The 13,758-nt window shown below is 51.5% G+C and carries 14 protein-coding genes; 7 read left to right on the forward strand and 7 right to left on the reverse strand.

Annotated elements, in window-relative coordinates:
* Positions 1-154: 154 nt before the first annotated feature.
* The 4 genes from FW415_RS10290 to FW415_RS10305 all read right to left on the reverse strand — a co-directional run bounded on the left by FW415_RS10290 (position 155) and on the right by FW415_RS10305 (position 3,539).
* Positions 155-1,063 carry an acyl-CoA desaturase gene (locus FW415_RS10290; protein WP_148384453.1) on the reverse strand — a complete coding sequence of 303 codons (909 nt, stop codon included), beginning with the start codon at positions 1,061-1,063 and terminating at the stop codon, positions 155-157.
* 146 nt (positions 1,064-1,209) lie between these two features.
* Positions 1,210-1,410, reverse strand: coding sequence for a hypothetical protein (locus FW415_RS10295; RefSeq protein WP_148384455.1), 201 nt, complete (start codon positions 1,408-1,410; stop codon positions 1,210-1,212).
* Between the two features lie 207 nt (positions 1,411-1,617).
* Positions 1,618-2,664, reverse strand: coding sequence for an agmatine/peptidylarginine deiminase (locus tag FW415_RS10300; RefSeq protein WP_148384457.1), 1,047 nt, complete (start codon positions 2,662-2,664; stop codon positions 1,618-1,620).
* On the reverse strand, positions 2,661-3,539 hold the full coding sequence (locus FW415_RS10305) for a carbon-nitrogen hydrolase (RefSeq protein ID WP_148384459.1): 879 nt from the start codon (positions 3,537-3,539) through the stop codon (positions 2,661-2,663). Before FW415_RS10305 ends, FW415_RS10300 begins: the two co-directional genes overlap by 4 nt.
* A gap of 128 nt (positions 3,540-3,667) precedes the next feature.
* Here FW415_RS10305 and FW415_RS10310 point away from each other — a divergent pair, with 128 nt between their 5' ends.
* Genes FW415_RS10310 through FW415_RS10320 form a run of 3 tightly spaced genes read left to right on the forward strand, consistent with a single transcriptional unit; the run spans position 3,668 to position 7,142 of the window.
* Positions 3,668-5,179, forward strand: coding sequence for a sensor histidine kinase (locus FW415_RS10310; RefSeq protein WP_210420856.1), 1,512 nt, complete (start codon positions 3,668-3,670; stop codon positions 5,177-5,179).
* 42 nt (positions 5,180-5,221) lie between these two features.
* Positions 5,222-6,430 (forward strand): DUF4407 domain-containing protein, encoded by a 1,209-nt coding sequence (locus tag FW415_RS10315; RefSeq protein WP_148384461.1) that lies wholly within the window; start codon positions 5,222-5,224, stop codon positions 6,428-6,430.
* 10 nt (positions 6,431-6,440) lie between these two features.
* Complete coding sequence (locus tag FW415_RS10320; RefSeq protein WP_246859001.1) at positions 6,441-7,142, forward strand: LytTR family DNA-binding domain-containing protein; 702 nt, start codon at positions 6,441-6,443, stop codon at positions 7,140-7,142.
* A gap of 55 nt (positions 7,143-7,197) precedes the next feature.
* Here the strand turns inward: FW415_RS10320 and FW415_RS10325 are convergent, their stop codons facing one another.
* Positions 7,198-7,629 carry a hypothetical protein gene (locus tag FW415_RS10325; protein ID WP_148384463.1) on the reverse strand — a complete coding sequence of 144 codons (432 nt, stop codon included), beginning with the start codon at positions 7,627-7,629 and terminating at the stop codon, positions 7,198-7,200.
* Between the two features lie 230 nt (positions 7,630-7,859).
* On the opposite strand from FW415_RS10325, the gene FW415_RS10330 reads away from it, so the two are divergent.
* The gene (locus tag FW415_RS10330) at positions 7,860-8,336 is read left to right on the forward strand and encodes a DUF4920 domain-containing protein (protein ID WP_148384465.1); all 477 of its coding nucleotides are present in this window, start codon (positions 7,860-7,862) and stop codon (positions 8,334-8,336) included.
* A 259-nt stretch (positions 8,337-8,595) separates the two neighbouring features.
* On the opposite strand, the gene FW415_RS10335 is transcribed toward FW415_RS10330, so the two are convergent.
* The gene (locus FW415_RS10335; protein WP_148384467.1) at positions 8,596-8,982 is read right to left on the reverse strand and encodes a VOC family protein; all 387 of its coding nucleotides are present in this window, start codon (positions 8,980-8,982) and stop codon (positions 8,596-8,598) included.
* A gap of 170 nt (positions 8,983-9,152) precedes the next feature.
* On the opposite strand from FW415_RS10335, the gene recQ reads away from it, so the two are divergent.
* From recQ to FW415_RS10350, 3 genes are all read left to right on the forward strand, one after another.
* Positions 9,153-11,303, forward strand: a complete 2,151-nt coding sequence (recQ, locus tag FW415_RS10340) for a DNA helicase RecQ (protein WP_210420857.1) — start codon at positions 9,153-9,155, stop codon at positions 11,301-11,303.
* A 156-nt stretch (positions 11,304-11,459) separates the two neighbouring features.
* Positions 11,460-12,473 (forward strand): sugar phosphate isomerase/epimerase, encoded by a 1,014-nt coding sequence (locus FW415_RS10345; protein ID WP_148384470.1) that lies wholly within the window; start codon positions 11,460-11,462, stop codon positions 12,471-12,473.
* A 22-nt stretch (positions 12,474-12,495) separates the two neighbouring features.
* Positions 12,496-12,834 carry a hypothetical protein gene (locus tag FW415_RS10350; RefSeq protein WP_148384472.1) on the forward strand — a complete coding sequence of 113 codons (339 nt, stop codon included), beginning with the start codon at positions 12,496-12,498 and terminating at the stop codon, positions 12,832-12,834.
* A 29-nt stretch (positions 12,835-12,863) separates the two neighbouring features.
* Here FW415_RS10350 and FW415_RS10355 read toward each other — a convergent pair whose 3' ends face one another.
* Positions 12,864-13,649, reverse strand: coding sequence for a FecR family protein (locus FW415_RS10355; RefSeq protein WP_168208759.1), 786 nt, complete (start codon positions 13,647-13,649; stop codon positions 12,864-12,866).
* Between the last annotated feature and the right edge of the window lie 109 nt (positions 13,650-13,758).

A 13,758-nucleotide genomic window follows, 5' to 3' on the forward strand; every position in this document is an offset into this window, starting at 1 on the left:
CCGGCTGAAATGCAGTATGCAGATCAGCCGGTTTTTTGAATATTGTTGTGTTTACGTACTACGCCACATTAGCCCTCCGGTTTTCTTTTATTACACACTACGTTTCCGCATCAGGCTGCCGCAGGCCACGTTTCCTTCGAATATTGTTGATGTACTACACTTCTATTGCTTCCGCTTTATTTTGCGGAGTTCCCTGATCCAATTTATTATTCTCCTTCACTTTATGGGGAACGCCGCGGATATCCCATATCAGGCCCATCCAGCCGAGCATCCTCAGCACATAATAGGTGATGTCGATCTCCCACCAGTAAAAGCCCTGCCGCGCCGCGCTCTGGTAGTAGTGGTGGTTGTTATGCCAGCCTTCGCCCAGTGTGACCAGCGCCAGTACCAGGCTGTTGCGGGATTCATCGCCGGTTTTGTAACGCGGCTTGCCGATCTTGTGCATGAGAGAGTTGATGGTGAATGTACCGTGGAACAGCAGGATGGTGCTCAGGAAGAACCCGATGAACAGCGTCGAAAGCCCGGCAGACCAGTCGAACCAGCCCGTGCCGTTCACTTTGTTGCCGATGAAATAGACCACTACGGCGAGGATCAGCGGCGGTACAAAATGATATTTATTCAGCCAGAAGATCTCTTTATCCTTGATATCCTTGATCAGGTCGAACCGGGTAGGTTTGTGCTCCGGTCCCATGATCCACCCTATATGGGCATACCAGAAGCCGTAGATCTTGGCGGAATGGGGGTCTTCCGGTGTATCGCTGTGTTTGTGATGGATGCGGTGATTGGCTGCCCACCAGATCGCTCCCTTCTGGAAGCTGGTCTGGGCGCCGAATGCGAGTATGAATTGGAAGAACCGCGAGGTCTTGAACGATCGGTGTGAGAAATAACGGTGATAGCCACCGGTCACAAAGAACATGCGCACAACGTACAATGCTGCGCATAATATCCAGTCGAAAGTTGTCACATGGGTAAAAAAAGCCAGGAAAGGAACCAGGTGAATGCCTATAAAGTCCAGTTCGTGCAGCCAGTTTACACTTTGTCTTGCCTTAACTTGAGTATTCATATCCCAAAAATAAGGGAACATTGCGAAGCATGCCAATGATTTTAATCACGTAATTGCCATTTATCAGTCATTGGGGGCGCCATAACAATACATGCAAACGGCTCCCTTCGATGTGAAAGAGAGCCGTTTGCATATATGAATGGATACTAAGCCATCGCTTCTTTCGCAACATGATTGGCCTTTCTGCCCGCTTTACGGGTGAATTTATCCATCTTTTTGTAGGCGTTCTTCGCAGCATCTTTTACACTTTCCAATGCTGCATCTGCACGGTCGCGATTGCGCATGTACAATATAACACCAGCTGCTGCAGCACCGATCAGGGAGGCTGCAATAATTACGTTTTTCATGATTGAGGGCTTTAGTTCACACTAAATAAAACAATGGTCGTGCCAAAAAATCCCGGAAAGGGGAATGGCTGCGCATCCGTCCGGGCGGCGGATGTCTCATATCCTGCTGTAGCCTTTATGGGGAGTTGGTTTGAAGAGATTTAACAACAGTACCGCATTCTGTCATTTTTAACCCGTAAAGCCCTCATCCGGTCCGGATATAATTATCTATACTGCCGGCTCCTGCTGGCTCAGGCAATGAAAGCTGCCCAACCCCCAGATGATATCCGTGGAATCAATGCCCACTACTTCCCGGTCCTTAAAACAGCCGGCAATGATCTCCAGTGCCAGGTCATCTTTTTTACACTGGAAAACCGGCACGATCACATATTTGTTGCTGATATAAAAGTTGGCATAAGAAGCCGGCAGGCGCTGGTCTTCCCAGATCACAGCATCCGGCATGGGCAGCTCCACGATGTTGAGCTGTTTGCCGTTCAGCAGGCGCATTTGCTGCAGCTGACGGAGGTTTTGCTGCAACAGACCGTAGTTTTCATCCTGTTTGTCGGTTTCCACAACGGTCAGTACCGTATCCTCATTCACAAAACGGATGGTATCATCGATATGCCCGTCCGTATCATCCCCAACAATGCCATCTTCCACCCATAACACCTGCTTTGCGCCGTAATATGCATGCAGGTAATTTTCCAGCTGCTCCCGGTTGAGATGCGGGTTGCGGTTCTCGTTCAGCAGGCAGCAGGTGGAGGTGAGGATGGTGCCTTTGCCGTTGAATTCCACGGAGCCGCCTTCCATGATAATGCCGGGATGGTACACCGGCAGGGAATAATGGTTGGCGATGAGGGTAGGCACCACATCATCCAGGTCGAATGGCGGGTATTTGCCGCCCCAGGCATTGTAGTCCCAGTCTACCACCGCTTTCTTTTGCACGGCATCCGGGTTGATGAGGAATGCGGGCCCATGGTCCCGGCACCAGGCATCATTAGTGGGATGGAAAAAGAACTCCACATTGGCAAGGTTCACCCCGGCTGTTTGCAGGTGCCCGGTGGCAAAGGTCTTCATGGCTTCATCCGCCACATTGATGCGCACTTTCTCACTGTCCGCCAGGTATTTTACAAAGCGGCTGTAATGGGGAAAGATGGTATGGATCTTCCCGGGCCAGCTGGCTTCTTTGTGGGGCCAGCTCAGCCAGGTGGCTTCATGCGGATGAAATTCAGCGGGAAAATAATAGCCCAGTTGCTGCGGTGTGGGATGCGTCATGCTTCGTCGTCGATATATCTTTTGGTAATAGGCTGGTAGGAATCGATGCGCCTGTCGCGCAGGAAAGGCCAGTGCGTGCGGTAGCGGTCGGTCTTGGAAAGGTCCAGTTCCTGCACCACCACTTCTTCCGCTTCATGCGAGCTTTGGTGGATGATGGAGCCGAAGGGATTGGCGATGAAGGAGCCGCCCCAGAATTTCATCTGCCCGTTTTGTTCAAAGCCCACGCGGTTCACGCTCACCACATGCACACCGTTGGCGACGGCATGGCTGCGCTGCATCGTCTGCCAGGCATTGTATTGCTCGGTGTTCGTGGCTTCATCCTGACTGGTGGCCCAGCCGATGGCGGTAGGGTAGAACAGTATCTCCGCACCCATCAGCGCCGTGATCCGTGCCGCTTCCGGGTACCACTGGTCCCAGCAGATCAGCACGCCGATCTTCGCAAACTTTGTCTGGAAGACCTTATATCCCAGGTCCCCGGGAGTGAAATAGAATTTCTCGTAGTAGGCCGGATCGTCCGGGATATGCATTTTACGGTATTTGCCGAGGTATTTGCCATCCGCGTCCAGTACGGCGGTGGTATTATGGTACAGCCCTTCGGCGCGTTTCTCGAAGAGGGAGGCGATGATCACCACGCCCAGTTCGGCCGCCACTTTGCCCAGCGCTTCCGTAGAGGGGCCCGGGACCGGTTCTGCCAGACTGAAATTGTCATAATCTTCCACATCGCAGAAATAGAGAGAAGTGAACAGCTCCTGCAGGCAGATCACCTGCGCGCCTTTGGCTGCCGCTTCTCTTACTTTGCTGATGGCTTTTGCCAGGTTCTCCGCTTTATCTGCAGAGCAACTCATCTGTACGAAGCCTGTTTTTACTTTTGCCATTGAAATGCCGGTTATTAAACGGGTACAAAGGTATGAAAAACACAATTCATCCCGTCATCCGGTATATTCATCCCATTTCGTATCTGGCAGCCCCGATGTTTGCTATTATTGCATTAAATATTATCTGCATGGAAAAGATCAGGAAAATAGAATTCTGGATCGTGACCGGAGTGTACCTGTTGTTTGTATTCGCGTTGTTCTTCCCCTCCCTGTACCACGGCACATACGCCTGGCGCGGCGGTTATGTCAATGCTTTCGAGCGGAATGATATGGCTTATGATCCATTCATTCACCATATGCTGCCCAGGCTCACCGTGGCCACATTCGGTTACATCTCCTTTTTGCTGATCAATCATCTGATCGTACCGCTGTTCCTGGAGAAAAAGCAATTCTGGTCGGGCGTACCGATGGCGATCGCCACTTTTTTGCTGTTCTTTCTGATGACGATGGTGGCAACCAGTTATTATTACGGGTTCATGCTGGCGTACCGGCCTATAGCTGATTTTCATAGCTATTGCGCCGCAAGGGCATTGGGTCTCACGCTGATGGGCGCTATTCTTTACAGTTTTTACTATGCCGTCAAATATGTGTATTTCCGCTATTTCCACGACCGGCTGGTGGAAAAGCAGGTATGGAAAAAAGTGCCGCTGGAAGTACAGGTGATGGCAGTGTTGTGGGTTTGCATCATGATCGTGCTGGAACCTGTATTCAACTGGCGAAGGGCGGAATGGGACCTGGTCTTCTGGATGGGGCCGGTTTATATGACCGCCTACCTGGTGCTGCAGTTATACGTTTACCCACCCTTTATGGCCGACCGCCGGAAAGGGACGTTGACGATGCGGCTGATGCTCGTGGTGCTGGGCTTTTCGTTTCTCGCGGCTTTTCTCTTTGGCATAGGAAGCGGAAGGCACTCGCATATGATCATCACCAGTTTCTTTATCTACGGTTTCGGCTTGCTCGTATTTGTGCTGCCGCTGGCCTGGTGGCTTTATAAAATGCGACTGACACGCAAGGATGAGGTGTTGACCCTGGAGAAGGCGCTGGGTCGTTCTTCCGCCAATCTGGACTTTCTGCGCTCCCAGATCAACCCTCATTTCCTTTTCAATGCATTGAATACCCTGTATGGCACCGCCCTGCAGGAGAATGCACCGCGCACCAGCGAAGGGGTGCAGCGGCTGGGCGATATGATGCGCTTCATGCTGCATGAGAATCATCTGGAGAAGATAGAGCTGGGCAAGGAGATCGCTTATCTGCAAAATTATGTGGCTTTACAGCGCCTGCGGACGCAGGCCTCGGAAGATATCAAAATAGAGGTGAATGTTGAGGAAGATGATTATGATCATACCATTGCACCGATGCTGCTGATCCCCTTCGTGGAAAATGCTTTCAAGCACGGCATCAGTTTGCGGAAGCGCTCCTGGATAGTGGTATCGCTTTCCTGCGATGCGGACCATATCTATTTCGATGCCTACAACAGCGTGCATCCAAGGCCGGAGAACGATCCGGAAAAAGCCAGCCTGGGCATTGGCCTGAATAATGTGAAACGCAGACTGGCATTGTTGTACCCCCGCAAGCATGAGCTGAGCATCAGGCAGACGGCTACGGAGTTCTTTGTGCACCTGACCATCGATACGAGGTGAACGAAGGCTTTTTGAATGGACCATACTTATATCGCATAGCATATGAATGACATCAAACCGAACCGGAAGCCCCCGGCGCCTGTACCGGCGCCGCCGCCAGACGGTTTTTCAAAGTTCCTCTGGTGGCTGGCTACAGCAGACGCCGGGGTGTTAAAGGATTGCCCGACAGACCGGGAGCGCTACCGCATCGTAGGGATAGCCGTACTCGTTACATGGTTGTTTGCCACCCTGGCCTGGGGATATTTTTTCTCTACTGTCGTTGATGACGACCTGATCATTGCCGCGCTGGCGATCTTCTTCGGTTTCGCCATATTGTCGATCGACCGCAGCCTCATCGCCGCCATGAGCAGGAACGGCGGCAAACCGCAGTTTCTGCCCGTAGCATTCCGGCTGGTATTGGCTGTAACCATTGGACTGTTCATTTCCCAACCGGTCGTGCTCATGCTTTTCCGGAAAGACATCGATGCGCAGATGGTGCTGGACCGGCAGGCGAAACTGGACCATTTCAGGAAGGAGCAGGCGGCACTCAATGAAGCCCGCACAAAACCCCTGCAGCAGGAGATCGTTACGTTAAAAAACGAGCTGCAGCAAAAAGAGGAACAGGTAAAGGATTATAAGGATGGCTATATCCGCGAGACCGATGGCACCGGCGGCTCCGGCAAGATCGGGGAATCCGCCATTGCGCGGGTTAAAAAGAATGAATACCTGAAGTCGGAAGAGGAGCTGCGCAAGCTGAAAAGAGAACTTGAACCGCGGCGCCTGGAAAAAGCAGCGCAACTGGCGCTCATTCATTCGGAAGACAGTACGAAGGAACAGGCTTACCTCGCCACGCTCACCGATGGTTTCCTTTCACAGATCGAAGCGTTGAATACCCTTACCGAAGAACATCCGCCCATGAAGCAACGTTACCGCCTCATCGTGTTCATCATCACGCTCATAGAGATTATGCCCTTGCTGACCAAATTGCTGATGCCCAAAGGGGAATACGACGAAAAAGTGGCCGCCATGACGGCCGGAAGCATACAGGCCACGAAGCTGGAAATGGAAAAGGAACAGGAACTCCATGCCTATTATTACGATGGCGCCGAACATGCCGATAAAGAAGTGATCGATCACCTGTTCAGGCTTACGGAAACGCAGCGGCGCCGGGAGTCCGAACAGGTGGTGAAAGACTGGGAGGCCTCGGACGGCAAACGCTTCCGCCAGCTCTGGAACAATGCGAAACGTTTGTTGTTGGTGCATAAAGTGTAATTTGCATATCATGAAAATGACCGCCATAGCGATTGATGACGAGCCGGTAGCCTTGTCCGTTATCCAGGCACATGCCGCCCGGGTGCCGTTCATGGAGCTGCTGGGCGTCTTCACGAATGCCTTTGATGCGATGGAACTGCTCCGCAGGGAAAAAATCGATCTCCTGTTCCTCGATATCAAAATGCCGGATATTTCAGGCCTCGAATTTCTGACAAGCCTCCACGAACCGCCGATGACCGTGTTCACCACCGCTTATTCGGAGCATGCCGTTAAAAGCTTCGAGCTGGATGCGATCGATTATCTCCTGAAACCATTTTCCCTGGCCCGCTTCCTGAAAGCCTGCAACAAGGCGCATGCACTGCTGCAGTTGCGGCTGGACAAGTCTGCCGGCAACAATAACCCGCCCGACTACATCTTCATTAAAAGCGGATATGAACAGCATAAAGTGAAGCTGGAGGAAGTGCTGTACCTGGAGAGCGCCGGCAATTATGTGCATTTTGTGCTGGCTGACAGGAAGGTGCTCTCCCGGCTGTCCATGCAGGAAGCCCTGGAGCTGTTGCCGGATGCCCGGTTCACCCGGGTGCACCGCTCTTATATCGTAGCCAATGATAAAGTAGACAAGATAGACCGGAGCTGCCTGTACATCCGGCAGGCGGTGATACCGGTAGGGGCAGCCTTCGGGGAAGCCGTGAGCCGGATCGGGGGAAAATAAAAACAGGTGCTGCAAAACGATGCAGCACCCGCGTCCTGTGGTGTATTCGGTTACACTATTTCCTGAAGATCGTCGCGTATTTTGTAGTGATGCTTACACCTTCCAGTGTAGTGGTTTCCGTTTCGGAAATACTCATTTCCGTGGCATGGATGTAATCGATATGCATCGTGTCATTCGTTCCGGTGAAGTCGTCGTTTTCCGAGAATACGATCCGGCGGCCGGAGATAGCATAGAAAACGGTCTCCTCAATACCTCCCTCGTTGATGACCAGCGTGTCATTCGTCTTGAAGGTATAGGTATCTTCTTCCTCATAGCTCCATGAAGTATCGGAAGTGGACTGTCCCATGGTGGTAACGGATACAACATCAAATTCCGGGCCCCAGGTAGCGAGGATGGAACCCAACTGATCGTCATCTTTGTCTTTTTTACAGGCGGAGGCAATAATGGCCAGGCAGGCTGCGCCGGCAAGCAGTTTGGTCAATTTCATAGGTAGTTATCAATTATAGGTTTAACATGGTTATACCCTTTGCAGGATACGGACGCAAACATACATTAAATATTTTAATAAATTAAAATAAAAATAATGTGTTTATGCGAATCTTGTGAAACGCCTATATTTGCTGTATCATCAACATTATCTGAACAACGGCCAATGAAGCCGGCATGAATTTTTTATCACCGAAGCCGCTGTATGACCTGTAAAAGATCAATTAACTTATGAAAAAGACATATATCCTGTTACTGGCCGGCTTATTTGCCGCCGCAACAACAATGGCCCAGACGAACATTGCATCCGCGAAGCCGGGCGTTACTTACGGCAAGACCATCACGCCCAACAATGCATTGGTCATGAGCGACCTGCAGCAGCAACTGGAAAAGGATACGGCATTTGCAGGCAAGATAGCCGGAAAGGTGGTGGAAGTATGCAAAAAGAAAGGCTGTTTCATGAAGCTGGAAAACGCCTCAGGCGAGCCTGTTATGGTGAAGTTCACGGACTATGCTTTCTTTATGCCGCAGGATATCCTGGGGAAGACGGTAGTGGTGGAAGGAACTGCCAAAGTCAATGAAACGTCTGTAGAGCGCCTGCGTCATTTTGCGGAAGATGCCGGTAAAAGCAGCGAAGAGATCGCAAAGATCACTGCTCCCAAAAAAGAGATCGTCATCGTAGCCGATGGCGTGGTAGTGGTGAGATAATATATGACGAAGATGATGAGGGCGTAGCGGAACTTCTTCCGCTACGCCCTCATCATATAACAAAGAAAAAAAGGTGAAGCTTATTGGCTATTTTGATCTATATTTATGATATCTATGCGATGAATGTCGCAACACCTATCTCCCTTACATAAGCCTATTACATTATTTTATACAAACGCATTGTCCTCGAAAACCCAAGGAGCAGCAGGAAAGTGAGTTAAACTGGATAATATCCGCAGCGTGCGCGCTGCGGTTTTTTTTATGAGGCAGGCAGCTGTTCCCCGAATTGCAGCAGGTAGCCGTTATTATCATAAATGCCGAACTCGCGCATACCATAATCAAAGTTCTGTATCGGAAAGCATACTTCGGCTTTGTCCTTTACTTTTTCCCATAATTCATCGATACCGTCCATATGAATATAAATGGCGCCGGTAAACAGCGGTTCGTCAAAAGGGCCCGGACTGTTGAAGGGGAATTTTGATTGCGGATGTATCAGCTGCATGTTCACACTGTCTTTATGAATGGAAGCGAATTTCCAGTCTTCATCCATTGTTTTGCAGGTGAAGTCGAGTACGGACACATAAAATTCTACCGTTTCTTCCAATGAAGGTGTCGTTAACGTGGGGATGGGTGCCAGCAGTTTCATACGCGATTGTGTTGGGTTCAGTGAATAACAGTTGTATTTGACTCTCTTTACTAAATATACCGAATTAATTTTTTTTCTCAAGGGGGCTGTCCGTATTTTTTTCCTTTAAATGCCGGAAGCCTGATTTCCCTATATTTGCGCATGAAGAACGAGCTATGGAACAACAGTCATTGTTAACTCTTTTAAAACATCATTTCGGGTACACGCAGTTCCGGCATAACCAGCAGGCGATCATTGAAAATGTGCTGCAGGGCAAAGATACGATGGTATTGATGCCTACCGGGGGTGGTAAATCCATTTGTTACCAGCTGCCGGCCCTGGCATTTGACGGTGTAACGGTTGTAGTTTCCCCGCTTATTGCGTTGATGAAGGACCAGGTGGACGCGCTCCGGCAGAACGGTATCCCGGCTGCTTTTCTCAATTCCTCCCTCTCCATGTCCGGCCAGCAGGATGTTTTGCTGGCTTTGCGCAACGGGGAGCTGAAGCTGCTCTACATTGCACCGGAGAGGCTGATCGGGGAAGGCAATTTTATGCCTTTTCTCGCTGAACTGAACGTTTCCCTTTTTGCTATCGACGAAGCCCACTGCATCAGTCACTGGGGGCATGACTTCCGGCAGGAGTACCTGGCCCTCGGGCAGCTGAAGGACCGGTTCCCGGGCACCCCGGTCATTGCCCTCACCGCTACGGCGGACGGTGTGACCAAACACGATATCATTGAAAAATTGCGGCTGAAGGATTATACGGTCTACGAAAATTCTTTCAACCGTCCCAATATCTATTACGGCATCCGCCCGAAAAAGGATCATTACGATCAGCTGTTAAGCTATCTCGAAACACATAAGGAAGACAGCGGTATTATTTATTGCCTCTCCCGTGCCGGTACGGAATCGCTTGCGGCGGACCTTCAGGCCGAGGGGTTTTCAGCGGAGGCCTATCATGCCGGCCTGGAACGACAGGTCAGGGAAGAGCGGCAGGAAAAATTCCTGCGGGATGAAGTGCGCATCATGGTGGCTACCATTGCCTTCGGCATGGGCATCAACAAAAGCAATGTCCGCTTTGTGGTGCATGTGGACCTTCCCAAGAACATCGAAGGGTATTACCAGGAGACGGGCCGTGCCGGCCGGGATGGCCTGGCCAGTGAAGCGATCCTGTTTTATGGTCCCGGTGATGTGTTCAAGCTGAAACGTTTTGCCAATGTGGAAGGAAATGAAGCGCAGAGCACCATCATGCTGAAGAAACTGGATCAGATGGCTGGTCTTTGTGAAGCGCCGCAATGCCGCCGCCAGTACCTGTTGCAGTATTTCGGCGAATCCGCACCGGACCATTGCGGCAACTGCGATGTCTGCCAGGGGCAGTATGCGCTTAGTGACGGCACGGTTGCCGCGCAGAAGCTGCTGAGCGCTGTGTACCGGTTGGAAGAGCGCTTCGGGCTGAATTATGTGACCGACCTGTTGCGGGGCAGCAGCACCGTCAGGGAATCGCATCAGCAACTCAAAACATTCGGCATAGGAAAAGATATCAGTAAGGAGCAATGGAAACAATATGCCCGTGAACTGATCCGGCTGGGCTATCTCCGCCAGTCATCCGGGGAATATCCGCTGCTGCAGCTGACGGATACCAGCTGGAACGTATTGAAGGGAGAGGAGAAGGTGATGTTTGCCGCACCGGCCGAAACAACACCCGCCACAAAGGCGGCGCCTGACCGGCAGTCCGCAGAGATCGCCCACCCCGAGCTTTTCCAGGAGCTGAAAGCCCTGCGGCGCCGGTTGGCCGACCGGGAGAACGTGCCGCCTTATATTGTGTTCTCCGATGCTACCCTGGCGGAGCTGGTGGCTTACCTGCCGCTGACCACCGGCGATCTCGCGAAGATCTCGGGTTTCGGCGATGTAAAGCTGGCCAAATACGGGGAGGCTTTCCTGGATGCCGTACAATCGTACTGCATCCGCCAGCGGATCAGCACGCAAATGCATCTCAAAACGCGGCAGAAACCCCGCCGTTCCCAGAAAAGCGACACCGGCAGCAGTCCGCGCCAGAGCCTCCAGCTATTCCTGGACGGGCATGCCGTGGAGGAGATCGCCGCTAGGCGAAACCTCGCCATAAGCACCGTAGAAAGCCACCTGGGGGAATTTGTCCGTAAAGGTGAGCTGGATGTGCGGGACCTGGTGCCGGACAGCAACAAGGTCAGCGCCATCCTCAGGGCAGTGGAAGAGGGCGGGACCTATACCGCCGGCGCTGTGAAGGAAAAGCTGGGAGACCATTATACCTATGGAGAGATCCGTGCGGTACTGAACCATTATTTCTGGCTGCAGGAACAATCATAGCCACTTCCGGGCCAACACCCCACGTCATCCGGCCCTTTTTATTTTTCCACTTGTTTCTTTTTTTCCTTAATTTGTTATGTACTTTCCACGTTGCTTTGAAAAAAGCGTGTACACATAACAGTTATGATTTCATTACCCGATTCAAATCTTTAAACAATGTCATCATCCACAGACCGCAGGAATTTTTTACGCCAGATCGGCCTCTTTACGGCAGGCATAAGCCTTGGCCCTGCTTTTTTAGCTGCCTGTAATAATGCGGGCAACACTTCGAGCAAGGATTCAACGACGCTGACCGGCGAACCGAAGGAGTTATTCTTCAAGATCTCCCTGGCAGAATGGTCATTTCACACCGCGCTGTTCGCCGGTAAAATGACGAACCTCGATTTTCCCGCAAAAGCGAAGAACGACTTCGGCATCACCGGTGTGGAGTATGTGAACCAGTTCTTTATGGATAAGGCAAAAGACAAGGCTTACCTCGCGGACCTGAAGCAACGTGCGGATGATCATGGCGTGACCAATGTGCTGATCATGTGTGATGGTGAAGGAGAACTGGGCGATCTGGATGCGAAGCTGCGCACGAAGGCCGTAGAGAATCACTATAAATGGGTGGAAGCCGCGCAGTTGCTGGGCTGCCATTCCATCCGCGTGAACGCTGCCGGTAACGGCAAAGCGGAAGAAGTGGCGAAAGCCGCAGCGGACGGGCTTGGGAGACTGACCGATTTTGCAAAGGACTTCAACATCGGCGTGATCGTGGAAAACCACGGCAGCTTTTCTTCCAACGGGGAATGGCTCAGCGGCGTGATGAAAGCGGTCAACAAACCCGGATGCGGCACCCTGCCGGATTTCGGCAACTTCTGCATCAACCGTTCCAAACCGGAGGATGACAGCCCCGAAGCCTGGGCCAAAACCGTTTGCCTGGAGGAATACGACCGGTACAAGGGCGTAGAGCAACTGATGCCCTTTGCCAAAGGCGTCAGCGCAAAAACGCATAACTTTGACGAGCAGGGCAATGAAACGGAAACGGATTATGTAAAGATGATGCAGATCGTTAAAAATGCAGGGTACCGCGGATATGTGGGAATCGAATATGAAGGCTCAAAACTGTCGGAAGACGAAGGTGTGCGCAAGACCCTGGAACTGCTCAAAAGAGTGGGCGCGCAACTGAGCTGATAACGCATAAAATCTTAATCGTATGGAAACAACTCCCGGAGGCATGACCACACTGTCCGGCGTACTGGACGTGCTGAAGTTAAGGGGCTATGATGGTGAATTTCGCCTGATGCCGGATGGAAAGCTGCAATATCTCGGCGATAAGCGCATCTTTGATCCGCAGGATTTTTCGATCATCCGGATCTACCGTTTCGAAGGAGATTCCAATCCTTCCGATTCCGCGGTCCTCTACCTCCTGGAAAACAAAGAAGGTTTCATCGGCTATATCATCAATGCGTATGGCGCGTATGACGATTACGAAGGAGATGTTTTTGACAATTTCATCCGTCAGATTCCTATAGAGGAAAAGGATGTGTTATAAAAAGAGACTGCAGCAAAAGAAGCCGGTGCCTAGAACCGGATCACCACTTTGTTCCGCTTGATGCGGTAGGAAAATCCAACACTCTTTCCCAATACCGTCAGCAAAGCGGGCAATGAGCCCTGGTGGAACTCGCCGGAAATGCCTTCCGGAAGGCTGCCGCTTTTGCCCCTGAATTCCATCTCCACGCCAAACCAGTCTTCGATCTTCCGGAAAGCCGCCGGGATAGGGGTATTATCGAAAACGAGTTTGCCATCAAGCCAGTCCTGCTGCTCCGCCAGGGTGAATGTTTCTTTTTCCATCAGGTCAATATCCTTGTTGGCCAGGATCATTTCACCGGGCCCCAGGAACTCGGTGGCGCTGTCGGTTGGCGAATAGTAGGATTTTGCAACGCTGGCCGCCCCGTTCAATACATATAAGGTTGCGCCGGACTGGCATTCAAGGGAACGGATGCGGAACATGCTGCTGCTGGTATGTGTCTTTAATTTGTCAGTTTTTACAATGAAGTCCAGCGGCTCCTTTTTCCGTACGCCAAAGAATGCCTCCCCGTCCAGGATCACTTCCCTGGTGCGGTGCGGGAAGCCCGCCGGCACGTAGAGCGTGGAGCGGGAATTAAGCAATGCCAGTGTACTGTCCGGCAGCCGTACCAGCTTCCTTTCGCCGTAAGGGCATTGATAAGTGGTGTATTGAAGGCCGGAAGCGAGAATGGCGGAGCGGGTATGATGGCGCCCCGCAACGTAATACGAAATACCCGCGGCTATCAGTAACAGCACAATAATGGTCAGCGCAACCGGCTGCCAGTTGCGGCGTTTTTTCATATACAGTGGAAATCGCCGGCGGCGGCTGAATTGCGGTTGTCTTGCTGTCATTATCGGGACAAAGGAGATTTGGTGTAACACTGTCAGGCGATAAATATAATAAAAATTA

It is taken from the genome of Chitinophaga sp. XS-30, assembly GCF_008086345.1.
Classification (GTDB): Bacteria; Bacteroidota; Bacteroidia; order Chitinophagales; family Chitinophagaceae; genus Chitinophaga.